Origin of the sequence: Planctellipticum variicoloris (assembly GCF_030622045.1) — a bacterium.
In the GTDB taxonomy this organism is placed as follows: Bacteria; Planctomycetota; Planctomycetia; order Planctomycetales; family Planctomycetaceae; genus Planctellipticum; species Planctellipticum variicoloris.
Window position 1 is genome coordinate 6,009,415 of the sequence record NZ_CP130886.1, and the last position, 24,254, is coordinate 6,033,668.

At 64.9% G+C, this 24,254-nt stretch carries 26 protein-coding genes; 21 read left to right on the plus strand and 5 right to left on the minus strand.

The features are described 5' to 3' along the window. Positions 1-54: 54 nt before the first annotated feature. From SH412_RS23380 to mutY, 4 genes are all read right to left on the minus strand, one after another. Entirely contained in the window at positions 55-1,005 is a 951-nt protein-coding gene (locus SH412_RS23380) for an alpha-E domain-containing protein (RefSeq protein ID WP_336520446.1), read from the minus strand. A gap of 253 nt (positions 1,006-1,258) precedes the next feature. Then, on the minus strand, positions 1,259-2,746 hold the full coding sequence (locus SH412_RS23385) for a circularly permuted type 2 ATP-grasp protein (RefSeq protein ID WP_336520447.1): 1,488 nt from the start codon (positions 2,744-2,746) through the stop codon (positions 1,259-1,261). A 248-nt stretch (positions 2,747-2,994) separates the two neighbouring features. After that, positions 2,995-3,387, minus strand: a complete 393-nt coding sequence (locus tag SH412_RS23390; RefSeq protein WP_336524176.1) for a DNA polymerase ligase N-terminal domain-containing protein — start codon at positions 3,385-3,387, stop codon at positions 2,995-2,997. Positions 3,388-3,459: 72 nt separating this feature from the next. Next, entirely contained in the window at positions 3,460-4,497 is a 1,038-nt protein-coding gene (mutY, locus tag SH412_RS23395) for an A/G-specific adenine glycosylase (protein ID WP_336520448.1), read from the minus strand. Positions 4,498-4,749: 252 nt separating this feature from the next. Between mutY and SH412_RS23400 the strand changes: the two genes are divergently transcribed. Further along, positions 4,750-6,207 (plus strand): DUF1501 domain-containing protein, encoded by a 1,458-nt coding sequence (locus SH412_RS23400; RefSeq protein ID WP_336520449.1) that lies wholly within the window; start codon positions 4,750-4,752, stop codon positions 6,205-6,207. A gap of 202 nt (positions 6,208-6,409) precedes the next feature. Continuing rightward, on the plus strand, positions 6,410-6,724 hold the full coding sequence (gene sugE / locus SH412_RS23405) for a quaternary ammonium compound efflux SMR transporter SugE (RefSeq protein WP_336520450.1): 315 nt from the start codon (positions 6,410-6,412) through the stop codon (positions 6,722-6,724). A 67-nt stretch (positions 6,725-6,791) separates the two neighbouring features. Here the strand turns inward: sugE and SH412_RS23410 are convergent, their stop codons facing one another. Further along, positions 6,792-7,850: a ThiF family adenylyltransferase gene (locus SH412_RS23410; RefSeq protein ID WP_336520451.1), complete on the minus strand. Its 1,059-nt coding sequence runs from the start codon at positions 7,848-7,850 to the stop codon at positions 6,792-6,794. 445 nt (positions 7,851-8,295) lie between these two features. Here SH412_RS23410 and SH412_RS23415 point away from each other — a divergent pair, with 445 nt between their 5' ends. From SH412_RS23415 to SH412_RS23505, 19 genes are all read left to right on the plus strand, one after another. Continuing rightward, entirely contained in the window at positions 8,296-8,601 is a 306-nt protein-coding gene (locus tag SH412_RS23415; protein ID WP_336520452.1) for a hypothetical protein, read from the plus strand. Positions 8,602-8,938: 337 nt separating this feature from the next. After that, complete coding sequence (locus tag SH412_RS23420) at positions 8,939-9,493, plus strand: ParB N-terminal domain-containing protein (RefSeq protein ID WP_336520453.1); 555 nt, start codon at positions 8,939-8,941, stop codon at positions 9,491-9,493. Between the two features lie 153 nt (positions 9,494-9,646). Beyond that, a complete protein-coding gene (locus SH412_RS23425) occupies positions 9,647-10,894 on the plus strand; it encodes an ATP-binding cassette domain-containing protein (RefSeq protein WP_336520454.1) in 1,248 nt (415 codons plus the stop codon). 34 nt (positions 10,895-10,928) lie between these two features. Next, positions 10,929-11,342, plus strand: a complete 414-nt coding sequence (locus SH412_RS23430) for a hypothetical protein (protein WP_336520455.1) — start codon at positions 10,929-10,931, stop codon at positions 11,340-11,342. Further along, positions 11,227-12,711: a terminase large subunit domain-containing protein gene (locus SH412_RS23435; RefSeq protein WP_336520456.1), complete on the plus strand. Its 1,485-nt coding sequence runs from the start codon at positions 11,227-11,229 to the stop codon at positions 12,709-12,711. Before SH412_RS23430 ends, SH412_RS23435 begins: the two co-directional genes overlap by 116 nt. 283 nt (positions 12,712-12,994) lie before the next feature. Beyond that, complete coding sequence (locus tag SH412_RS23440) at positions 12,995-14,368, plus strand: phage portal protein (RefSeq protein WP_336520457.1); 1,374 nt, start codon at positions 12,995-12,997, stop codon at positions 14,366-14,368. 300 nt (positions 14,369-14,668) lie between these two features. Next, entirely contained in the window at positions 14,669-15,043 is a 375-nt protein-coding gene (locus SH412_RS23445; RefSeq protein WP_336520458.1) for a hypothetical protein, read from the plus strand. A 197-nt stretch (positions 15,044-15,240) separates the two neighbouring features. Beyond that, positions 15,241-16,092, plus strand: coding sequence for a hypothetical protein (locus SH412_RS23450; RefSeq protein ID WP_336520459.1), 852 nt, complete (start codon positions 15,241-15,243; stop codon positions 16,090-16,092). Between the two features lie 145 nt (positions 16,093-16,237). Beyond that, a complete protein-coding gene (locus tag SH412_RS23455; protein ID WP_336520460.1) occupies positions 16,238-16,720 on the plus strand; it encodes a hypothetical protein in 483 nt (160 codons plus the stop codon). A gap of 210 nt (positions 16,721-16,930) precedes the next feature. Beyond that, positions 16,931-18,127 (plus strand): phage major capsid protein, encoded by a 1,197-nt coding sequence (locus SH412_RS23460; RefSeq protein WP_336520461.1) that lies wholly within the window; start codon positions 16,931-16,933, stop codon positions 18,125-18,127. Between the two features lie 251 nt (positions 18,128-18,378). After that, a complete protein-coding gene (locus tag SH412_RS23465) occupies positions 18,379-18,909 on the plus strand; it encodes a hypothetical protein (protein ID WP_336520462.1) in 531 nt (176 codons plus the stop codon). A gap of 318 nt (positions 18,910-19,227) precedes the next feature. Then, entirely contained in the window at positions 19,228-19,515 is a 288-nt protein-coding gene (locus tag SH412_RS23470; protein WP_336520463.1) for a hypothetical protein, read from the plus strand. A 100-nt stretch (positions 19,516-19,615) separates the two neighbouring features. Continuing rightward, the gene (locus tag SH412_RS23475) at positions 19,616-19,849 is read left to right on the plus strand and encodes a hypothetical protein (protein ID WP_336520464.1); all 234 of its coding nucleotides are present in this window, start codon (positions 19,616-19,618) and stop codon (positions 19,847-19,849) included. Between the two features lie 147 nt (positions 19,850-19,996). Next, on the plus strand, positions 19,997-20,350 hold the full coding sequence (locus tag SH412_RS23480; RefSeq protein ID WP_336520465.1) for a hypothetical protein: 354 nt from the start codon (positions 19,997-19,999) through the stop codon (positions 20,348-20,350). An 84-nt stretch (positions 20,351-20,434) separates the two neighbouring features. Next, positions 20,435-20,899, plus strand: a complete 465-nt coding sequence (locus tag SH412_RS23485) for a hypothetical protein (protein WP_336520466.1) — start codon at positions 20,435-20,437, stop codon at positions 20,897-20,899. A 177-nt stretch (positions 20,900-21,076) separates the two neighbouring features. Continuing rightward, complete coding sequence (locus SH412_RS23490) at positions 21,077-21,532, plus strand: hypothetical protein (RefSeq protein WP_336520467.1); 456 nt, start codon at positions 21,077-21,079, stop codon at positions 21,530-21,532. A gap of 204 nt (positions 21,533-21,736) precedes the next feature. Then, positions 21,737-22,768, plus strand: a complete 1,032-nt coding sequence (locus SH412_RS23495) for an IS630 family transposase (protein ID WP_336518647.1) — start codon at positions 21,737-21,739, stop codon at positions 22,766-22,768. 84 nt (positions 22,769-22,852) lie between these two features. Further along, complete coding sequence (locus SH412_RS23500; protein ID WP_336520468.1) at positions 22,853-23,362, plus strand: hypothetical protein; 510 nt, start codon at positions 22,853-22,855, stop codon at positions 23,360-23,362. Positions 23,363-23,479: 117 nt separating this feature from the next. After that, positions 23,480-24,190, plus strand: a complete 711-nt coding sequence (locus tag SH412_RS23505) for a hypothetical protein (RefSeq protein ID WP_336520469.1) — start codon at positions 23,480-23,482, stop codon at positions 24,188-24,190. Positions 24,191-24,254 lie beyond the last annotated feature (64 nt).

The following is a 24,254-nucleotide window of genomic DNA, read 5'->3' on the forward strand; positions in this document are numbered from 1 at the left end:
CTCTCTGTTATTTGGTGTTTGGTGTTTGGTGTTTGGTGTTTGGAACTTAGTCCGTCAGTGCAACGAGTACTGCTGCTGAATCGAACTGCTGAGCTGGCTGACCCCCGCCATGGCCGTCGCCAGGACGTCGTGCAGGCCCGATTCGATCAGGTCGTCGATGTCGCGGTAGCGCAGTCCGCTGATGATCCGTCCCAGCCGCCGGGCTGCCGGACTGTCGTTCCGTTCGAGCGGCTTGCCGCTGATTTCGACCAAGGCGTCCGCCGCCCGCTCCAGGCAGAAGCGGACCGAGTGGGGCAGTTCCGGGTTCATCAGCAGGAATTCGATCACCCGTTCGTGCTCGACCCGGCTGATATACAGCCGTCGGTACGATTCGTACGCCGAGCAGCTCATCAGCACCGAACCCCACTGCAGGTTCGCCAGCGGCAGCTCGGTCGGACTGGTCAGCCGCGACAGCAGTTGCGACTTCACGTCGAGAATCCGCAGCGTCTTGTCCGCCCGTTCGAGATACTTCCCGAGCTGGATGAACTGCCAGCTCTCGTCGTGCGACATCGTCGCGTCGCAGATTCCCTGAAAGAGCTGACTCCCCACCTGCACGGTCTGATAGAGATCGTGCGGCGACGTCAGAACCTGCTGTCGGAAATCCGGGTCCGACAACTGCCAGTAGAGCTTGTTGAGCTCCCGCCACATTTCCGAGGCGATCGATCCGCGGACGCTTCGCGCGTTGTTGCGCGAGCGGTTGACGCACATCATGATGCTGGTCGGAATCTCCATCTCGAACGTCAGCCGCCGGCTGATCGCCTGCTGCAGCGATTCTTCCGGTTCCGGGATCACATCGACCTGCAGGATCGCCAGCAGCGCGTTCCATTGCAGCTTCAGCGGCCCACTCAGCACGCCGTGCAGATCCAGCTCAGTATGGAAGCTGACATCCAGCAGCCGGGCGACATGCTCGGCCCGTTCCAGATACCGGCTCATCCAGTACATCGCATCAGCAACACGGCTGAGCATGGTTAATTCCTTGTCCGAGATCCCTCGTTCCCAGGCTCTGCCTGGGAACGTCCTCTTCCGAGGCACTGCCTCGTCTGCGACCCAGTCGAAGCATGCCTCGGAGGACGCAGAGCGTCCGCAGACTGCATTCCCAGGCAGAGCCTGGGAACGAGTTCAAACTGCCGTAGAGCCGGGCGCGCCAGGCCCTCTTCTTCCTTTGTTTCGTCTTCTCTTCACTCGCCACGAATCACTCATCACCAGCCACTTCTTCTCTCTACTCATCCGTCGCCAGCACCCACGTATCCTTGCTTCCGCCTCCCTGCGAGCTGTTGACGACCAGGCTTCCTTTCGGGAGCGCCACGCGGGTCAGCGAGCCCGGCACGATGACAGTCTTTTCGCCAGTCAGCACGAACGGCCGCAGGTCGACGTGCCGGCCTTCCAGCCGGCCGTCGACAAACGTTGGATGCGTCGAGAGCTGGATCGTCGGCTGGGCGATGTAGTCCCGCGGACAGGCCCGCAGCAGGTCGCGGAAGGTGTCCTGCTGCTCTTTCGTACTCGCCGGGCCGACGAGCATGCCGTAGCCCCCCGATTCGTTGACCTTTTTGACGACGAGCTTGTCGATGTTCGCCAGCACGTGATCGAGCTGAGCCGGGATCTCGGGCCGGAATGTCTCGACGTTCGGCAGGATCGGATCCTGCTTGAGGTAGTACCGAATCATGTCCGGCACGAAGGGATAGATCCCCTTGTCGTCGGCGATCCCGGTCCCGATGCTGTTCGCCAGGGCCACGTTGCCCGCCCGGTAGGCGTTCACCAGACCGGGGACCCCCAGCATGCTGTCGGAACGGAAGGTCAGCGGGTCGAGGAAGTCGTCATCGATCCGGCGATAGATCGTGTCGACTTTCTGCAGGCCGCGGGTCGTCCGCATGAAAACGCGGTTCTGATCCACGACCAGATCCCGTCCCTCGACCAGCTCGATCCCCATCCGCTGGGCCAGAAAGCTGTGCTCGAAGTAGGCGGAGTTGAACATACCGGGACTGAGCAGGACCGCGGTCGGGTCGGCGGAGAAGCCCGACGCGATGTACTTCAGCACGTCCAGCAGCGCTGCCGGGTAGTCGTCCGTCGAACGGACGTTGTACTGTTGAAAGACGAGCGGAAAGACCCGCTTGAGGACCTGCCGGTTCTGCAGCATGTAGCTCACGCCCGACGGCGTCCGCCCGTTGTCTTCCAGGACGAGATAATTCCCGTCCGCATCACGGATCAGATCGGTCCCGCAGACGTGAATATAGATCCGCTTGGGAACCTTGGCCCCCACGAACTCCCGGCGGAAGTAGGCCCCGCCGTAGATGAGCTGCGGGTCGAGGATGCGATCCTTGAGAATCTTCTGGTCGTGATAGATGTCGTCCAGGAACAGGTTCAGCGCCGTGATCCGCTGCGTCAGCCCGATTTCGATCTGCTGCCATTCGTGGGCGGGGATGATCCGCGGCACCGGATCCATCGGCCAGACCCGCTCGATCCCTTCCTCGGCCCGGTAGACAGTGAAGCCCACCCCGTCCCGCCGCATCGACAGATCGGTCATCGTTTTGCGACGACGGAACTCGTCGGGGGTCAGCGACTGCAGCAGGCGGGCCAGCGTCCGGTAATGCGGCCGGGGCTGCAGGTCGCGGTCGAACATCTCGTCGTAGGCGGCGGACAGGGCGTATTCGCTCCCCAGCCGGCCGACGGCGTTCGACGCTGCTGGAGGTGCCGGTTCATGCGAATCCATGGTGCCTGGTCCTCGCCCGTCGCAAAACCCGCCACGCCCGTTATCTGGGCATGCGGTGCCGTGTTTTGCGTCACGTCTGTGGTCTCGTCGCGGAATCCGTCAGCCAGCCTGGTCGTAAACACCGCAGCGGACGTGAAGTTGGGAAGAATTCGCTGTCTGGCGGAGTACCATCGCTCAAGAGATTGGCAAATGGCATGCCGGGCGATAGGGGTGGCTGTGCCGGCCGAAGATGGCGTATCGCGGATCGCTTATCGCGAATCGCCGAAAGCAGGACCGCTGCTCGATCGAGACGATTCCGCCGACTCGTATCGGAACCGCCAGCCGGCCGGTCCGTGAACCTCAACAAGCGTCACCGTCCCCCGCAGACGCTCACCCTGGATTTGAAGCGACACTTGCGATCCATGGACGTCACCGCAGAACTCCCCCGCATCCCACCGGGCGACTGTCCCGCGGTTCCCGGAGACCGGCCCCTCGTAGTCCAGATACACCGGCCGATGATCCGGCAGCGCCTCCGCAGCAATCGCCACGTCCGCTGCCGGTTCCGCCAGCAGCCGCCACGCGCGCAGCACCTCCCCCGCCTCCAGGAGCAGATCCCAGTGCAAGAACGGATGGTCGTGGATCAGGATCGCGAAGCGAGGAATTTGTCAGTTGTCCTTGGTCAGTTGTCCGTCGGGCCGCGCGGCCGTCTTCCTCCGACACTCAACTCTCGTCTCTCAACTCCCAACGGCCCCGAGAACTCCCGCCAGCTTCCGCCCCGTCACCGACAACGGATACTCCCCGAACCGCTCGGCGGCCACCCATTCCGCGGGCGTTTCCCGGACCGTCAGCCGTCCGCCGGTCCGCCGGGCGACGTGGCATTTCAGCGTAATCCGGTATCGCGTCACGCTGTGCTGGAATTCCGCCACCTGCGGTCCCAGTTCAATCTGCAGCCCGGTCTGATCGCGCACGAGACCCTGCAACGCGAACGTCGCCGCATGATCCTCCAGCGGATAGCGCAGGAAATCCCACAGCCCCGCCCAGCGCTCCTCGGCGGTCCGCTGCCGCAGCAGATATTTTCCCTCGTGGCAGACCGCCACATACGCCTCGGTGACCGACGTGATCTCCGGCCGCTTCGCCGGTCGCGGAAGTTCGTGCTGGCGGCCTTCCGCCGCGGCGACGCAACACGTCTTCGCGGGACAGTGGTCGCAGTCGGGCTGCGACGGCGTGCAGACGGTCGCCCCCAAGTCGGTCAGCGCCTGGTTGAACTCCCCCGCCCCGGTCGCCGGCAGGATCTTTTCGGCGAATTCCCACAGCACCCGCTGCCCGGCCGTCGACCGCGGATCGCCGTCGTAGCCGAGCAGCCGGCAGTACAACCGCAGCGTGTTCGCTTCGACGATGGGCGCCCGCCGGTTGTAGGCGAACGATGCAATCGCCCCGGCGGTGTACCTCCCGACCCCCGGCAGCGATTCCAGGACCGCAGGTTCCGACGGAAACTCTCCGCCGAATTGCTCGACGACGACCTGAGCGGCCCGATGCAGGTTCCGCGCCCGGCTGTAATAGCCCAGCCCCTCCCACAACCGCAGCACGTCGCTCTCGTCAGCCGCCGCCAGCTCCCGGACCGACGGAAACCGCTGCAGAAACCGGTCGAAGTACGGTTTCACCGCCACGACGGTCGTCTGCTGCAGCATGATCTCGCTGATCCAGACGAGATAGGCATCCCGCTGATTCCGCCACGGCAGCTCGCGTCCATGCTGTGCGTGCCACTTGAGCAACGCCTTCCGAAACCGTGAAAACGTCGAAGCGTCCAGAATCGATTCTCCTGTTTGGCGATCAGCGATAAGCCCTCTTCGTCTGGCTATTCGCTATTCCCTACTCGCTATTCCCTACTTCTCCACTGGACAACCACCGCCCGTTTGCCCGAAGATATCTCTCATGGGAGCCGCTTGATACGTCGCCCCCTGTCCGCCTGCCCACATTGCCTGCCGATGCCACTGCCTGCCCGGCCCCGCCGACGAGGTTCTCTCATGTTCGATCAATCGCTCCCCTCGCGTCGTCAGTTCCTGGCTCATAACGCCATGGGAGTCGGCTCCGTCGCACTGGCTTGGCTGCTCCAGCAGGAAAACCTCCTCGCCAAGCCCCCCATCGTTACCGAAAAAGAAGTCCACCGCGATCTGCTCCCGCGCTCCCCGCACTACGCCCCGCAGGCCCAGGCGATGATCTCCCTGTTCATGCACGGCGGCCCCGCCCACATGGACCTCACCGACCCGAAACCCGAACTGACGAAGCACGACGGCCAGGACTATACCGGCGAGGTGGCCTACAGCTTCGTCAATCGCGCCAGCAAGAAACTCCTCGGCAGCCCGTTCAAGTTCCAGAAACATGGCGAATGCGGCACCGAGCTGTCCGAGCTGCTCCCTCACCTGGGCGAGATCGTCGACGACATCTGTCTGATTCGCTCGATGCACACCGGCCATAACGGCCACGAAGTCTCCATCCGCTACTTCCACAGCGGCATCCCCGCCGTCCTCGGCCGCCCGACGCTCGGCGCCTGGCTGACCTATGCTCTCGGTTCCGAAACGCGCGACCTCCCGGCGTACATGGTCCTCGTCGATCCGGGCGGACACCCGGTCGACGGCACCCACAACTGGACCAACGGTTTTCTCCCGCCGCTCTTCCAGGGAACGGTTCTGCGTCCTTCGGAGCCGCGAATCCTGAACCTCAACCCGCCCCCCCGTCTTAAAGGGGACCTGCAGGCGCAGAACCTCGACTTCCTCGCCGCGATCAACCGGCGCCACCTCGAACGCCATCCGGGCGAAGCCGACCTCGAAGCCCGGATCGCCAGCTACGAGCTCGCCGCCCGGATGCAGACCTCCGCCACCGAGGCTCTCGATATCAGCCAGGAGACCGAAGCCACTCAAAAGATGTATGGTCTCGACCAGGACGCGACCCGCGAGTACGGCACGCGCTGCCTGATCGCCCGCCGGCTCGTCGAACGGGGCGTCCGCTTCGTCCAGCTCTTCCTCGGCGGCCAGCCCTGGGACAATCACAGCAACCTTCGCGACGGTCTCAAGGGAATTACCGCCCGGACCGACAAGCCCGCCGCCGCACTGGTCAAAGACCTCAAGCAGCGCGGCATGCTCGATTCGACCCTCGTCCACTGGGGCGGCGAAATCGGTCGCCTGCCGGTCACCGAAGGCGAAGGGGCCGGCTGCGGTCGCGATCACAACGGCCAGGGCTTCAGCATCTGGATGGCCGGCGGCGGTGTGAAAGGGGGCATGACCTACGGCGAAACCGACGAAGTCGGCCATCGCGCCGCGGTGAATGTCGTCACGCCGAACGACTACCAGGCGACGCTGCTGCACCTGTTCGGCCTCGACCACCAGCAGCTCGTCTACCGTCACAACGGCCAGGAACAGGTCCTGACCGCGAAGCGTCCGGCCAAGGTCGTCGGCGACATCCTGAAGAACGGCGCCCCAGCATAGGGCCGGTTCCACCGGCCGGCGCAGACGCAAGAGGCCGCCGTTGGATTCTCAACGGCGGAAGGACGCACTTCGGCTTTGTGTCGCCCGATTCGAATTGGCGCTCCGAGCAGCCCATAATGCTCGCGTATCGCGTACGGACGACCGTGCGTCAGCAATTCGACTCGGGTAGGGACGACCCTGCCGACGCCAGAAAGGTCGCGTCATGGCATGGTGGTATCTGATCCTCGCCGGGCTGCTCGAAGTCGGCTGGGCCATCGGGCTCAAGTCTTCCCACGGCTTCACCCGGCTCTGGCCCAGCGTGGCGACCGTGGTCGCGATGGCGCTCAGCATGCTCCTGCTCGGCCTCGCCGTGCGTACGATCCCCATCGGCACGGGCTACGTCATCTGGACCGGAATCGGCGCTGTCGGAGCCGCCACGCTGGGCATGGTCCTGTTCGGCGAACCGGCGACCGCGGCCCGGTTGTTCTGCCTGGGACTGATCCTGGCCGGCATCATCGGCCTGAAGATCGCAACCTGACGGGCGGCGATTACTCCACGGTCACTCTTCTCATTTCGACATTCCGCCTTCGTCATTCGACATTCTCCTACCCCCCCACATACCTCACATACAGCCCTCGCGCCACCGTCGCATCATCCGTCCCCTGGATGATGGCCCGCCCGTCGCGGAAGATTGTCAGTTCGCAGTCGCTGCCGGTCGGTGTGAACCGCAACAGAAACGCATTCTGCTTCACCGCGCCCAGCGGACTCAGCTTCGCCGCCAGTTCCTCCAGCGAAAGCCGGAACGCTTCTGCCGGGGAAATCTGCACCGAGTTCCGACCACACAGCACCGTCGATTGCGTCCCCGACTTGCCGTGCAGCCAGTCACGCCGGCCCTGACCGCACGCGGGACACTCGCCGCTTTCCCTCAGCCCTTCCAGCGACACAGTCCGCCACGTCGCGCCCCACACATCGACGATCGTGAGCTGCTGCGGAATCGTTTCACCCTGCCCGGTCAACAGCTTGAGCGCCGCCACGACCTGCAATGACGCCACCACGTGAATCGCCGGCGCCAGCACGCCCGCGGTGTCGCACGTCTCCGTCGAACCCGGCTCCGGCATCGTTTCCATCAGGCACCGCAGACACGCCGTGTGGCCGGGACGGATCGCCATCGTCTGGCCGTGACTTCCCACCACCCCGCCATAGACCCACGGCAGACTGGTCTCCAGCGCCGCATCGTTGATCAGGAACCGCAGCTCGAAGTTGTCGGAGCCATCCAGGATCAGATCAACGTCCCGGCTCAGTTCGAGGATGTTCGCCGGCTGAATGTCGGCGATCACCGGCTCGACTGACACCTGCGAATTGATCCGCTGCAGCTTCTGCGTCGCCGCGATCACTTTGGGCAGTCGCTCGGCGACGTCGCTTTCGTCAAACAGCACTTGCCGCTGCAGGTTCGACAGGTCGACGAAGTCGCGATCGACGATCCGCAGGAAGCCCACGCCGGCCCGGACGAGGGAGTCGGCGATCGTTGACCCGAGCGCGCCGCAACCGCAGAGGAGCACGCGCGCCGAGCGCAGCCGCTGCTGACCCGCTTTGCCGATCGGAGCAAACCGCATCTGCCGGCTGTAGCGGTCCAGGTCGTCGCTGGAGGAGTTCAATTCGTTCACAGGAAATCCGCGCAAAGTGGGGTTGAACAGAGATTGTACCAGAGCGAGTCTCCGTTCGCGTCAGTTGAACCGGGCATCGGTTATCGGGCTTCGGGCTTCGGGCTTCGGGCTTCGCAGAACAGTACCTAGCCCGGGTGGCACGCTCTGAGGCTTTGCGAAGGGCGTGGTCTGCGAAGTCGTCGAGGGTTGAGCGTTCAGCGTTGAGGAATTGGAAGACACGCCCTTCGAGGACTCAGGGACGTGCCACCCAGACTCGTTGAGGGTTGAGCGTCGAGAGGTGCAATGACGGGCATTGCGTTTTTCTCTGCGAAGCCCGAAGCCCGAGACCCGAAGCCCGCATTGTGAATTCCGCGCAACAAAGTCCCTAAAGATGACGGGACACAATCGGCCAGTTTTCTCTTCACTAGCCACCAGCCACTCTCCACTAGCCACTCTGGAGTTCCCCATGTCTCTCATGGACACGTTCGAGCAGAAACAGCTTCTCCCCCGGCACGGCGCCGACGAATTCTGGTCCGAAATCCAGGAAATCTACGCCAAGGAAGACCCTCTCGCCTGGCAGCACCTGGCCATGTTCGCCCTCCGCGAAAGCGTCGGCTGGACCATCGACCAGATCGGCTTCGCGACCGGCCGCCATCCCGGCCACGTCACCCGCGCAATTCTGAGCGTCAAACAGGAGCTCCGCCGCAAGTTCCGCGACGGCCGCCGCTTCATCGAGCTGGAGGACGGTTTCTCGGACCCGGATGAGCCGTGAATCGCGGGTATCGGGCCTCGGGATTCGGGTATCGCAGAACAGAGCCAGGCGTGGGTGGCTCGCCCGGAGCCTTTGCGATGGGCGTGGTCTGCGAATGCATTGAGGGTTGAGCGTTCAGCGTCGAGAAAGGCTGAAGAGATCGTAGCGCCTGCGACTCTCTTCGCCACTGACAACGGACGACTGGCAACGGACCAATTATGAATTCCGCGCAACAAAGTCCCTAGAGGTGACGGGACACAATCGGCCCGTCTTCTCACTCGCCACTCATCACTGACCACTCATCATTCTTCTCTCTCTGCGATGCCCGAATCCCGAGACCCGATACCCGAGCCCCCCCATGCTGCTCCGCCCCCTCCTCATCGCCGATCTCAAGCCCGCTCCCTACAACCCGCGCCGGCCGCTCAAGCCGGGTTCGCCCGGCTGGAAGCGGCTCGAACGCTCCCTCCGCGAGTTCGACCTCGTCCAGCCCATCGTCTGGAACGAAACGACCGGCCATGTCGTCGGCGGCCATCAACGGCTCGAAATCCTCAAGCATCAGGGCCACACCACGATCGACGCCGTCGTAGTCAAGCTGCCTCTTGAACGGGAAAAGGCTCTGAACGTCGCCCTCAACAACAGCCAGGTCGGCAGCGACTGGGACGCCCATCGTCTCGTCGAACTGCTCGACGAGCTGACCGACATTCCCGACTTCGACGTCACCCTCACCGGCTTCGACGACAAAGCCCTGCACGACCTGCTCCTCGAACCAGAGCAGGACCTCCCCGGAGATGACGCCGAGTCCAACACCGTCCGCGTTACCCTCGAAATCCCCCGCGATCACTGGGACGCGGCCCGCCCGGAGATCGACGACCTCGCACAACGGTACGACTGCAAATTGCACGTCGATGCGTGAACGGGTGGCACGTCCCTGAGTCCTCGAAGGGCGTGTCTTTTCATCGCAGGACCACGCCCTTCGCAAAGCCTCAGGGACGTGCCACCCGGCAACCCTTCTCACTCGCCACTTCATTCTTCTCCGCGATACCCGAATCCCGATACCCGATACCCGATGCAACTCACCCTCTCCCACACCTTCCCGCCGCACCGACCGAGCTGCCGCGCGGCCCTGGTCATGGATCGCTTCGGCATCGGACCCGAAACGACCCGCCACGTCATCGCTGACAATCTGGAGATTCCGCTCCAGCCCGGCGACATCGTCTGCTTCCTCGGTCCCTCCGGCTCGGGAAAATCGAGCCTGCTCCGCGCTGCCGCCGGGCAACTGAATGACACGGTCTGGCTCGATCGCCTGGACCTCGGCGACGCCCTCGTCATCGACGGACTCGGACTCCCCGCCGACGCCGCGTTCGAGCTGCTGACGCGCTGCGGTCTCGGCGAACCGCGTCTCATGCTCCGCACGCCTGCCGAATTGAGCGACGGCGAACGCTTCCGCTGTCGCCTCGCGCGCTCCGCCGCTCTCCAGCCCGCCTGGCTCGTCGCCGACGAATTCACCGCCATCCTCGATCGCACGCTCGCCAAAGTCGTCGCCTTCAACCTCCGCCGCCTCGCTCGACGCAGCGGATTCGGCGGCCTGCTGGCGACCACGCATGAGGACATCCTCGACGATCTCCAGCCCGATCTCCTCATCCGCGGCGATCTCACCGGCCAGCCGACTGTCGAACGCCGCGAACGTCAACTCGCAACTCCGATCTCCTTCGCTGATAGTCTCCAGACGAGCATCGGCTCCGCCGCCGACTGGCCCCCGTTCGCCCGCTGGCACTACCGCGGTCACGACATCGCCTGCATCCGCTTCGTAACCGTCCTCCGGCACGGCGACCGGCCCGTCGGCATCTGCGTCTTCGCCGCCCCCGCCCGCTCGCTGCGCGGCCGCAATCGCTTCTTCGGTCTCAGTGGCCGATGGTCCCGCGCCCAGCTTCAGGCCCAGAGCGCCCAGCTTGTAACGCTCAGCCGGGTCGTCCTCCATCCCACCTACCGCGGCGCGGGGCTGGCCTCGGCCTTCGTCCGCGCGAGCTGCCGGCTCTGCCCGTTCCCCTGGATCGAGACCCTCGCCGAGATGGGCCGGCTGCACCCCCTCTTCGAACGGGCCGGCTTCGTCCGCGTCGACGTCGCCGCCGGCAAACGCAGTCTCGATGGACACTCCGAACTCTATGGAAAGGGACGACATGGACGAGGCCGACTCGTCACCGCCGCCACCCACGACAAAAGCCGCTGGACCGCGCCGGTCTACTACATCTACGACAACCGATCCGCCGGACGACGAAGCGCCGCTGCTGCCGATCTCCCCGAGACCGCGCGGTGATTCGCCCGAGCTGCTCACCCCCGACGAACAGGAAGTGATCCTCGAAAACGCCGAGCACGGCATCGGCGCCGGGCTGGCCTGCCGCAAGCTCGGCCTCAGCATGCAGGCCTTCTGGAACACGCTCGAAGCCGACCTCGAATTCAAAGCCCGTTACGAGCAGACCCAGCACACGCTGAATCTCAACGTCGCGTCCAAGGCCTACCAGTCGGCGATGGGAGGGAGCGTCAGCATGCAGCAGTTCCTCCTCCGCCAGCTTCCCCCTTTCTTCTGGAATCGCGCCCCCCAAACCCCGATGCAGACCAGCCTGGAACACGCCAGTGACGACACCCTCCTTGAGCACGACCGCGCGGCAGAGTCTGATCGAAAAGCTGTCCGCACACTCCACGTGGAAGTCCTCCGCATCGAAGAAACATCCCGCGATCTTCCGCCAGCTCATCCGGATTCGTGACGGCGAACAGGGCCGCCTCCGCGACGGACTCCAGGACTGGCAGGAGACCGACTTCGCAGCACTCGACGAAGCCTGGTGCTGCCTCGCCGGCCACAAGGTGACTCCGGCCATTCGCCGGGCCTGGACCGAACGACCCCGCGGCCATTCGAAAACCACCGACATGGCCATCCAGGCCGCGTGGGTGCTGCAAGCCGCAGAGTCGCCGCTGCGCGGGATCGCCGCCGCCGCGGACCGCGACCAGGCCGGCCTGATCCGCGCTGCCATCCGCGACCTCGTCCATCGCAATCCGGACCTCTGCGGCGACCTCGAAGTCCAGCTCCACATGGTTCGCAACACACAGACCGGTGCACATCTGGAAATCATCGCCTCCGACGTCCGCAGTTCGTGGGGCCAGCTCCCCGATTTCGTCATCTGCGACGAACTCTGCCACTGGGCTCAACCCGATCTCTGGTATTCGCTCCTCTCGTCAGCCGCCAAGAAGTCCACCTGCGTCCTGGCGGTCCTCACGAACGCGGGCATCGGTCGCGGCTGGCAATGGGACATCCGCGAAGCCGCCCGCACCTCCCCCGACTGGCACTTTTCCTCCCTCCAGGATTCGCAGGCCCCCTGGATCAGCGACAAGGATCTCGCCGAACAGGCCCGACTCCTCCCCAAGCCCGTCTTCGACCGCCTCTGGCGGAACCTCTGGCAGCACTCCGACGGCGAATTCGTCACCCTCGCCGAAGCCGAAGCCTGCCGCGATTCATCACTCACCGAACAACCCGCCGGCCGACCGGGCCGGCAATACTTCGCCGCGCTCGACTATGCCGAGAAGCACGACCGCACCGTCGGCGTGATCCTCCACCGCGAAGGCGAGCGCCTGATCGTCGATCGCATGGACGTCGTCGATCCGGCGCCCGAATGTCCCACCCCCGTCCGCTGGGTCCGAGACTGGATGGAACGGATCGCCGCCACGTTCTGGCAGGTCCGCTTTGTACTCGATGACTATCAGTTGCTCGGAGTTCTGCAAGAACTCCAGGGCCAGTACGACGTCGCCCGCTTCGATTTCTCCGGCGGCAAAGGGAACCACGCCCTCGCGCTTCAGCTCCGCAACCTGATCGTCCATCGCCACCTTGCCTGGTATCCCGGCTGTGGCGCGCTGGACGGCATTCACCGCGACGACCTCGAAACCGAGCTCGCCAGTCTGCTCCTCACAACCACCGTCGGCGGCCGCCTCCGCATCAACCACCGCAACGAGGCCCACTGCCACGACGACCGCGCCTTCGCCCTCGGCGTCGCCTGTCTCGAAGCCCTGCAACACAGTCCGACAGGAGACTGGCTCGTGATCACGCCCCCGACGTCAGACGGCGGCCTGCTGTGGCCGGGATAAGAAACGGGGATCGGGGATCGGGGATCGGGGATCGGGGATCGGGGATCGCAGACGTAGGACACACTCCCATGTGCCGCGTTGTGCATTCGCGGCCACATTTCGGCAGGCGGGAGCCTGCCCTACGGTCTTCGCCACTGACAACTGACAACTGACCCAATTATGAATTCCGCGCAACAAACTCCCTATAGATGACAAGGCACACTCAGCGCTTCTTCTCCTCCTCACCATCCACTCTCTCCTCTGCGATACCCGAATCCCGATACCCGATACCCGGATCCCCCCCATGCTCACCTGGCTCCGCGACACCCTCGACACCGTCCGACTCCGCGCCCGTTACCGCCGGCTCGTCCAGGAGCAGCTCCTGGCCCTCGCCGAAGACCAGCGTCCCCGGCCGGTCAGCGACGAAGCCGGCGGCTGGACCCTCGCTGGCTCCGGAAAAGCCGAACTCGACGCCCTCAACCGCGACGAGCTGCGGACCCGCGCCCGCCGCCTGATCCGCACCAACCCGTACGCCCGCAACCTGGTCCGGCTGCTGGAGGTCTACGTCGTCGGTCCCGGTCTCAAAGTCACACCCGCTCCGATTCCCAGCGCCACCATCTCCCCCGATGTGCTGCAGGTTGCCGACCGACTGTGGCGTTCGTTCCTGCAGCTCAACCGCGCGCACTTCAGTTTCCGCGAACATGCCCGGCGGGCCTGGCGGGACGGCGAATGCTTCCTGCGGCTCTTCCGCCAGGTCGAATGGCCGCCAACCGTGCGGTTCGTCGATCCCGAACTGATCGGCTCTCCAACCGGCGCCCCCGACGACGACGGCCTGGTCAGCGCCCCGGACGACGTCGAGACGGTGCTGGCCTACCGCCGGCTGGATCCGTCGTCCGGGGCCGAAGTCGAGCAGATTCCCGCCGCGGAGATGATCCACACCCGCCTCGGCGTCGATACCAACGAGCTGCGCGGCGTCACGCTCCTGGCCCCGGTCCTCGACGCGTTGTGCTGCTTTGAAAAATGGCTCGACACCGAACTGCAGGCCCGCAAGCTGCAAGCTTCAATTGTCCTCTGGCGCAAAGTCCAGGGCTCCCCCAGTCAGGCGGCCGCACTCGCCGACGCCGCGGCCGACAGCGACGGCGGCAGCCGCCGCGAACGCTATCGCCCCGGGACGATCCTGACGACCTCGCACGGCACCGACCTGCAGTTTCTGCAGCCGCACACCAACTTCGGCGACGCCGTCCCCCTCGGCCGGCTCGTGCTCCTGTCGATCGCCGCCGGGGCGGGCGTGCCGGAGTTCATGCTCAGCAGCGACGCCTCCAACGCGAACTTCGCGTCGACGATGGTCGCCGAAGGCCCCGCGGTCAAACTCTTCGAAAGCGAGCAGCAGTTCTTCGCCGCGGAGTTCGACCGCCTCTGGCGCTGGGTGATGAGTGAAGCGATTGCCCAGGGATTTCTCCCAGCCGATTTCCTCGACCAGGTCGAACCGGGCTGGACCTTCCCCCAACTCGTCAACCGCGACCGCTCAAAGGAACGCCTGGCAGACGTCCGCCTCGTCGAAGCCGGAGTCCTCAGCCGGTCGGAGGTCGCCCGCCGCGACAACGTCGACCCGCAGACGATGCAGGCGGAACTGCGAGAAGAAACAGGCTCTCCACAATCGGCGCTTGAGCAGATGTAGGGGGGAGGAAGTGATGAGTGCAGACGTAGGGCAGGCTCCCGCCTGCCGGATTGTGCCTTCGCTACCACAGATCGGCAGGCAGGAGCCTGCCCTACGGTCTTTACTTCGTCTTCTCTTCACCAATAGCCAATCACGAAGAACCAATCACCAACCCCGATTATGAATTCCGCGCAACAAACCCCCATAGGTTGAGAGGACACAATCGGCCGTCTCTTCTTCTCACTCGCCACGCACCACTGACCACTCATCACGCTTCTCTGCGATACCCGAATCCCGATCCCCGATACCCGGTTCTCCCCCATGCCCACACCCTCTCCCCGCCTCCTCTGGCTCGGCTTTGAGCGTCCACCGCATCCGGACGCCGTCTGTCACGCCGCGACGCCGGCCGATGTCGAGTTCGTCCTCGAATGGCTGGAGCAGCCGGAAGCGGCACGCCAGCGCATCGCTCAGCAGCTTCGGCGATACGTCGACGACCAGACGCATCTCAGCCTGTGGCAGCGCCCGAATGTCCCCTGCCGTCGCCCCGCCGGGCTGTATGTCCTGCTTCCCTGGAGGCTCGCCAAATGGCTGTCCTGCATCCTCCCAGCGACTCCCACGGCGATCGACCGGACCCGCAGACGCCTCGAAGCCTGGCTCCAGCACAACACCGGGAATGTGGTGAATCCCATCTCGTAGGTCTTCACCACTGACAACGGACAACGGACCAATGACCCAATTGTGAATTCCGCGCAACAAACTGCCTATAGATGACAGGACACAATCAGCGCTTCGTTTCCTCACTCGCCACCATCCACTAACCACTAGCCACGCTCTTCTCTGCGAAGCCCGATACCCGAATCCCGAAGCCCGTCTTCCCCCCCCCCGAGGTCCCCATGTCCGACACCACTCCCCTCCCCCTCGAACCCCTCGTCGAACAGGTCGCCGAATGGCGTTCGCCCGATCTCGCCGTCGATCGCCATTCCCGCCTGGTGCAGAACGTCACCCTCAGCGGCGACGTCTCCCGCAACGGCCATCGCTACGCCAGCGAGGCCCTTCGCAACGCCGCCCCCCTCTACGAAAGGAAACCCGTCTTCCTCGACCATGCCGTCACCCCTTCCCGCCCCTACGAACGGAGCACTCGCGATCTGGTCGGCGTTGTCCGCAATCCCCGCTTCGAAGGCGATCGCATTCGCGGTGACATTCAGGTCCTCGACACCGAAGCCGGCCGCATCTTCCTCGGCCTCGCCGAGGCGGACGGACCGGCGGTCGGCATGAGCCACGTCGTCCTGGCCCAGCGCAACGCCGATCGCACGCTCGTCGAACGGATTCACGACGTCGTCAGCGTCGACGCCGTCGTCTTCCCGGCGACGACGCAAGGCTTCGGCGAACAGACCGACGGCGACGCAGCCGCCCGCTGGGACGCCAGACAGGCCGAGCTCGAAACCCGCTGCGAGCAGCTCCAGCAGCTCCTCGATCAGCGCGACCGGGCCGAAGCCGCCGACCGCCTGCTCCGCGCCGCCGGCCTCCCTCCCGAAGCCCTTTCCGAAGCCTTCTGCCGGCAGGTCCGCGACGCAAAAGATAACGAAGCCCGCCAGCACCTGATCCGCGAACGACGCGAACTGATCCAGCGCCTCACGCCCCGCAATCTCTCCACCGCCCGCCGCGGCGCCGCCGCAGACGACACCGCCCTCGTCCACGCGATCCGCGGCTTCCGCCCCTCAGTCCTGACGGGCTGGGAAGTGTGATGAGCTGAGAGTCGAGAGTTGAGTGTTGAGAGGAAGACACGCTCATCGCTCGCTCTATCGGCTCGCAACCATCAAAGACTCCGCAATCCGGCTCTCAACTCTCATCCCTCAACTCTCAACTCTCAACTCTTGCAAGGCCCCCCCCATGTCCAACCGCCTCCGTTTCCGCTCCGGCCAGGTCGAACTCCACAAGGTCCGCGTCGACAGCGACACCGAACTCGAAGCCGGCGACCTCGTCTGGCTCGATACCGACGACGTCAAACCGGCCAGTGCCTTCGCCTGGACCACCGACCTGGCCACCACCCAGGCCAACTTCGCCAACGTCTTCGCCGGCGTGGTTCATCAGCCGTCCGCGGTGGGCGAAGTCGATCCCGTCTCGATCGACCTCAGCCCGCTGGCGGTCTACGAGTTCGACGTCGTCGCCAGCACGTTCGAACTCGGCGGTCTCCTCGGCGTCGACGGCGCTCCGAGCGCTCTGGTCGACCAGCGGCTGGCCAAGGTCACCGCCGCCAGTCGGGCCATCGCCCGCGCCGCGGAATACAAGGCCGCCTCTTCGTCGCTGCTACGCGTCCAGTTCGCCTCGGCCCTGCACACGGGCTCGAGCAACGTCAACGCGGCGATCGGGTGACGGCGTCGTTGAGCGCCAGCCTCGTTCCCAGGCTCCGCCTGGGAACGCCCTCTTCCGAGGCTCTGCCTCGTCCGCCGACCGACAAATCGAAGTCACCAGGAGGACGCGGAGCGTCCGAAGACGGCATTCCCAGGCAGAGCCTGGGAACGAGAATCCCAACCCCCTATCCACCATCCACAACCCACTATCCACCCTCTTCAGGACCCTTCCATGCGCGGCACCTCCCTCAAATCCCTCGTCGAATCTCTCGGCGCCGAGGGCTTCTACGACAAAGTCTGCACGCTGCTCAACGAGAAGCAGCTCATCGTCGACGACTTCAGCTACTACGAACTCGCCGAAGCCTGCGGCGTCCTCCCCCAGCTCCGCCGGCTGCGGGAATGGTCTCCCGGCGGCGCTCCCGTCGCCTCGCTGCTGCGGGAATCGAACCCGGGCGTCGGCACCGCGCTGTTTCAGGTCGTCACCGGCGAACTGATCGGCCGCAAGGTCATCGAAGGCTATGAAGACGCCTCGGGCTTCATTGGCGACAAACTGGTCACCGTCCTGCCGAGCCGCCTCCGCAACGCCCGGCTCGCCGGCTTCCGCGCTCTCTCCGGCCCTGCCGAGGTCGCCGAGGGCCATCCGTACGAGGAGTCGACGTTCGAGGATAAGTTCGTCACCACCGCGGAGAGCAAACAGGGCCGGGTCCTGTCGATCAATGAAGAACTGATCGCCTTCGATCAGACCGGCGAGATCAACCGCCGGGCGATGGCCCTGGGCTTCTACCTCCGCCAGGAACGCGAACGGACGATCGTCCGCGCCGTCACCGACGCCGATGCCGCCGGCGGCACGTTCGTCTATCGCCCGTCGGGTGGCGGAACGGTTCTCTACAAGACCGACGGTTCGCACCGCAACTGGATCGGCGCCGGCAACACGACTTCCCCCGACTTCGCCGCCGCGGTGGTACTGGAGGACTGGACCCACATCGACAAGGCTCTCAACTACCGGGCCACCGAGGTCAAGGATGACCGGATCGACGGCACGACCCGGCCGATCATGGCTCCCGCCCGCCAACTGCTCGTTCCGGAACGCCTGCGCGGCCAGGCTCGCAGCATCATTCATTCGACGGAGATCACCGTCACCCGCACCGAACAGGAGACGCGGTTCGCCAATCCGATCCACGGCCAGCTCGAAGTCCTCAGCTCGCCGTTCATCGACGAACAGGGAGGCCAGGCCCTCAACGACTGGTACATCGGCGACTTCCGCCGACAGTTCGTCTGGACCGAGATCTGGCCGGTGCAGACGTTCCTGCAGCGGGCCGACAGCGAAGCCGCCTTCGACCGCGACGTCGTCCTCCGCGTGAAGGTCCGCTACTACGGCGGCGTCTCGGCCGTGGACACCGTCTTCGTCACGAAAGTGGATGGGGAGTGAGGGAATCGTTGATCGTTGATGGTTGAACGTTGATGGTCGGAGGGGAACTGGATCCGCGTCATTCCTTCCTTCTCTCAACGATCAACGATCGACCATCAACGCCCGACAGGGTGGCACGTCCCTGAGTCTTCGAAGGGCGTGTCTTGATCTCTGAGGTCCACGCCCATCGCGGACTCTGGGCGTGCCACCCCAGTAGGGCCTTCTTCTTCTGACTATCAACCATCAACGATCGACCATCAACGGCCCCACCCATGAAACTCTCCGGCTCCCCCCTCGATCTCCGCTTCACCACCGTGGTCTCACTTCCCCGGCCGGGCGGCGGCGGCCCACTCCTCTCCCTCCGGCCGCTGCCGCTCGGTTTCCCGGAACGACTTGGCGCTCGTCAGATCGCACCGCCCCTCCCTCCTGTCCGGGTCGCGCGGGACAGCCAGGGCCGTCCGCTCCGCCAGGCGGATGGCTCGGCGGTCCTGCTTCCCGACGAACACGACGCCGACTACCGCCGCGAACGCGATCTCTACCAGCGCCGGCTCGCGGTGCTGTCAATCGTCGAAGCCCTCGGCAGCGACGACCGCATCGAGTTTGAAACCCGCGCCGACGCGTTCCCCGACGACTGGCGGCCCTACGCGGACAAACTCCACGACGAGCTCGTCCGCGCCGGTTTCACTGCCGGCGATCTCGTTTGGCTCTGCCGGCAGGTGATGCAGCTCAGCAATCTGCTCGACAGCCATCTGAAGGAGAGCGAAGCCCGTTTTTTCTCCGCGGGACCGCCGACGGCGGTCTGACCCCCCGCACGCTCGCCTGGTACATCCTTCGCACCTGCGAACGCCTCAGTCTCAAAGAAGGCGACTTCTACGCCGCCCCCTACGAAACCCAACTCCGCTGGCTGGCCTACGACCGGCTGCGGAGAAGCGAGGAAGGTTGATCGTCGAGAACTTGGGGCCTCGTTCCCAGGCTCCGCCTGGGAACGCCCTCTTCCGAGGCTCTGCCTCGTCCGCTACCCGAGAGGAGGAAACGACACGGAGGACGCGGAGCGTCCGAAGACAGCGTTCCCAGGCAGAGCCTGGGAACGAGAATGACCATCAACCATCAACGAGAATTCCATGTCCGACCTTCCCGATCTCTCCACCATCGCCGGCAGCGAGCTGACCGAAACCCAGCTCCGCGGGATCCTCGCGCAGATCGACCTCGACGTCACCAATCTCCTCCGCGACGGCAAGCTCGCCGCCCTGAAATACAGCCTCCCCGGCGGCGCCGGCCTGGGCGCCGACCGGGCAGCCAACCTGCAGGCCCTCCTCGCCGCCCGCCAGGAATACCAGCGCCTGCTCGAATCCCTGCCAGGCTGGACGACATCACAGGCGGAAACGTGCTGCAGGAGCGTTGATCGTTGAACGTTGATGGTCAGACACGACCGCCAATCATCACCGACCGTTCTACGTCTCTTCTTTCTGGCCATCGACCATAAACCATCAACGATCAACGAGTATTCCCATGGACGACAAACTCGACCGCATCCTCGAATCCGTTCAACAAGTGACAATCCACGTCGAGAGCCTGCGGGTCTCGCTGCAGCGACTGATTGAAACGGTCGCCGACCACGAACAGCGCCTCCGCGGCCTCGAACGCTGGCAGAGCGCCCTGACCCCCGTCCTCGCCGTCGGCACCTTCGTCCTGGGCTCGGTCTTCAACCTGATCCTCCAGCGCCTCGGCCCCGGCGGACCGTAGCTCGTTGAGCGTTGAGGGTTGAGCGTTGAGAACGACCGACAGCAGCACTCGCCCCCGACACTTTATCTCCTCTGCGAAGCCCGATACCCGAATCCCGAAGCCCGAAGCCCGTCTTCCCCATCCACTACCCACTAACCACTTCCTCCCATGCCCATCACCACCGCCGATATCGCACAGATTCTCGCCGACTGGGGCGAACCGGTCACGCATCGCACCGTCGTCGCCACGTTCGATCCCGACACGCAGTCCGTCAGCGAGGCCACGACGGACGTCGCGCTGACGGCTCTCGTCACCACGGCCGAACTACGCCCCTCACCCGGCGCCGCCGGTCACGCCAGCACCGAGCTGCGCAACTTCCGCATGGCCAGCACAGACCTCCCGGCGTTGCCCGCCGGCGCAGTCCGCCGCCTGGTCCATGACGGCCGGGAATACGACGTCCTCGAAGTCGACCACAACGACGCCACCGGCATCACGCGCCTGACGGGGCAGCGGCGCACGTAGGGCAGGCTCCCGCCTGCCGAAATGTGGCAACGAACATCCAGATCGGCAGGCCGGAGCCTGCCCTACAGATTCAAAGACCTCCTCATGGCTCAAATCCTCTGGCAACTCGAAGTCGACGACGCCGGCCTGCGGCAGCGACTCAATCAATGGAGCGGCCGGGCGACCGCCGCACCTGGCAACGCCGTCCAGCAGGCCGGCGTTGCGCTGCTGCAGAACATCATCGCGGCGAATCCGGTCGACTCGGGACGCTCCCGCAGCGCCTGGGTCGCAGCCCTCGAAGACCTCGGGGGTTCTCCTCCAGGGGGCTGGGAAGGCAGTCATCCCGACCCTGCCGCCATTGCCGACGGCGCTTCGCTTGGCAGCGCCGAGTTCTCCGACAACGGCACACACGCCGAAGTCTCATTCTTCAACGGTGTCGACTACATCGATCTCCTCGAATACGGAGACATCGGCCGCAGGCCGCGCGCAATGGTCCGCCGCAACCTCCCGGCGGCACTCGCGGAGCTGGCAGCGAGACTGCTGGAAGGAATGGACCGAGCGGAAAGCTGAAAGCGGAGGGCTCAAAGCCGTAGAAGAGGGCTGATCGCCGATCGCGTATCGCTCATCGCCAGTCACAAAGCCCCGTCGCTACGCAATCTCCGACTGACAGCTCTTGGCTCTCCTTCGAAATTCTTCCTCTGGCTTTCCGCTCTCAGCTTTCAGCTTTCCGCCTCACCGAGTCCCGCCATGCCCCACCTCTCCACACGCGACATCGCCACCAGCGTCTGCCGGCACTGGAGCGACGCGATGACCTCCGACATCGTCACGATCTATCCGGGAATCGACGCCGGAACCGAAACGCTCACCGAGTGGTTCGAACTCTGGGTCGACGCCTGGTCGACGCGAACTCAACGGACCGGCGCGCCGGAGAGCTGGGACGTCTCCGTCAGCGTGCATGGCTTCACCAAACCGGGCCTCGACGCCGGCCGCGTGCAGGATCTCGCCGAGACCGCCCGGCGAATCCTGGCCGCGGCCCTGATCCCCGTCCGCGCAACCTCCGCCGATCCCCTGCTCGGCTACCTGCAACTGCAGGAGCCGGAAATCCTCGACCTCTCCCGAGGCCATCGCGAACGCCGCCACAGCTCGCTCAGGCACGCGCTCGTCCGCTGCCGCGGAGTGGCTCAAACAGTCGTTGATGGTTGATCGTCGATCGTTGATGGCCGGAAGAATCCAAACCGCCTGCTTCTCCCGTCTGCGATACCCGAATCCCGATACCCGTCTTCTCCTCACTAAATCACCGGCCACGAATGTGAGGCGCGCGGCAGAGCGGAGGGATTGCAGTGGAAACGAGATGGGGAACCCTTACCTTGGAGGTATCACAACTCCAAACCAAGGAAGGAGTTCCCCATGGAAGGCATTCTTTCACCCCGGGCGGAGCGCGCCAAGCAGCGGTTGTCCGAGCAGTTGAAGTTTCTGAAGGACGCCGGGCTGAGAACGCGGTATCTGATCGTGATCCATCGACTGGAAGGACGTTCTCCCACCTGGATTGCCCGCTCGCTCAAGGTCGGTCGCAGCACCGTGTATCGGACCGAGCAGCGTTACGGGAAGGACGGCGAGATCGGTTTGTTCGACCGGCGGGGCGGCAACGGGCCACGGAAACTGACCGAGGAGTACCTGACGCAGTTGCGGGAGGTCGTGGCCGGCGATCCGCTGCAGGACGGCTGGAAGCGGCCGACCTGGACGCGGGAGATGCTGATCACAACGCTCCGTCGACGGACGAGTGTGAAGATCAGCCTGTCGACGATGAGCCGGGCCTTGCGGCTGATCGGGGCGCGGCGCGGACGACCGAAGCCAACGGTCGAGTGTCCGTGGCCGGAGGCCGAAAAACAGCAGTGTCTGGAGCAGATCGAGGAACTGGTGGCGCATCTGCCGACGGGCGAAGTGGCGGTCTGGGAGGACGAGATCGACATCCATCTCAATCCGAAGATCGGCGAGGACTGGATGCTCCGCGGGCAGCAGAAACAGGTTCTCACGCCGGGGAAGAACGAGAAGCGTTACCTGGCGGGGGCTCAGGATGCGCGGACGAAGGAGTTGATCGCGATCGAAGGCGACCGGAAGGACACGGCGTTGTTCGTACTGCTGCTGTGGGAGCTGACGCAGCGCTATCCGCAGGCGAAGAAGATCCATGTCGTCCTGGACAACTACGCGATCCATACGACCCGACTGGTGCGGGAGAGTCTGGCGACGCCGCTGGGGCGCAGGCTGCGCCTGCACTTCCTGCCGCCGTACTGTCCGGATCACAACCGGATCGAACGAACGTGGGAGGACTTACACGCCAACGTGACACGGAACCACAAATGCTCGACGATGCCGCAACTGATGCGAAACGTCCGCTCCTACATCCGCCGACACAACCACCGGCGACCGGCGGCGCTGTAGGAACGACCATCGAAGTGTTTCAGAATCGTGGCCGGTGATTTAGCCACCAGTCACTATCCACTAGCCACTTCTTCGAGGCCCCCCATGTCCGTCACCAACCTCGTCCGCAATCTCCGCGATGGCGAGCTCGTCATCAAAGATGGCACGAGTCCCACGCCCCTTGCCCTCACGGTCCTCCTCGACGAGGGAGACCTGTCGTGGACGCAGCGGTCGCGGACCATCGAGATCAAAGACCGCGGCTCCATCGCCGCCGGACATACCCGTCGCGGCGACGAAGAGTCCGTGGCGATCTCCTTCACGGCGAAATGGACTCAGCTCGTCGGCAAATCAGCCAATGCCGCCGATCCCCTGCAGCTCTACGAACTCCTCACCTTCGCCGCCGGAACCGGCGCCGTCAGCACGTCCCAGGCCGGCGAGCAGCAGACGCTGAAGTTCGAATTCACCGTCCGCGACCCGGCGAACGTCGCCCACGAAAAGATCACCTTCGCCAAGGTCTACCGCGAAGCCCTGACGCTGCGTGAAGGAGACGACGGCAACGTGATCGCCTTCACCGGCCGCGACTTCGAAGCGGCGCCGGCAGTCACGAGGAGTTGAGTGCGGAGAGTTGAGAGTTGAGAGAGAGGAACCGGTCAAAGTTGGCGTTCTCTCTCAACTGACCACTGACCACTGACAAAGAACCACCGTCAGCCACCTACTCCCAGCGAGCCCCCCATGTCCTCCTTCTCCGAATCCCTCACCGTCACGCTGACCGCCGACAGTTCCGCGCTCCAGAGCGAGCTCCAGAACGTCGTCAGTCAGCTCGACACTCTCAAGTCCCGCGTCCAGAGCGTCCAGCAGGGATTTCAGCAGGCCGGTTCTGCGGCGAACGGCCTCGGGGCCGCCGTCGGACCGGTGCAGAACCTCGGCCGGGCGCTGCAGCAGGTCGCCGGGCAGGTCGACGCCTTGAGCCACATGTCGATCTCGCTCAACGTGACGCCCGCTCTCAACGCCCTCAACATGCTCAGTCAGGCCATCGCTCAGGTCGCGGCCCAGTTCCAATCGCTCGCCGTCCCCATGGCGCCGGGCATTCCCTTCGGCGGACCGCTGCCCGGACCGCGCAGCCCGGTCGAAGGTTACGCCCGCGGCGGCCTGGTCGGCGGACTTCCCGGCATCGACCGCGTCCCGGCGTGGCTCTCCGCCGGCGAGTTCGTCCTGCGCCCGGCGGCGGTCGAACAGCTTGGCGTCGCCTTCCTGCAGGCCCTCAACGACCGCCCGCAAGGCTTCCGCCGCGGCGATCTGCCCCAGTCCGGCGGCGCCGACAGCGCCAGCGTCACCAACCACTTCGGCGGCATCACCGTGCAGGTCCAGACCGCAACAGACGTCAGCCACGTCCTCGACGCGCTCGCGCAGGAACAGTCCCGCCTGGCCACGCGGCGGGGTTGAGCGAGTAGCGAATAGCGAGTAGCGAATAGCGAGTAGCCAGAGAAGAGGCTCATCGCTTATCGCC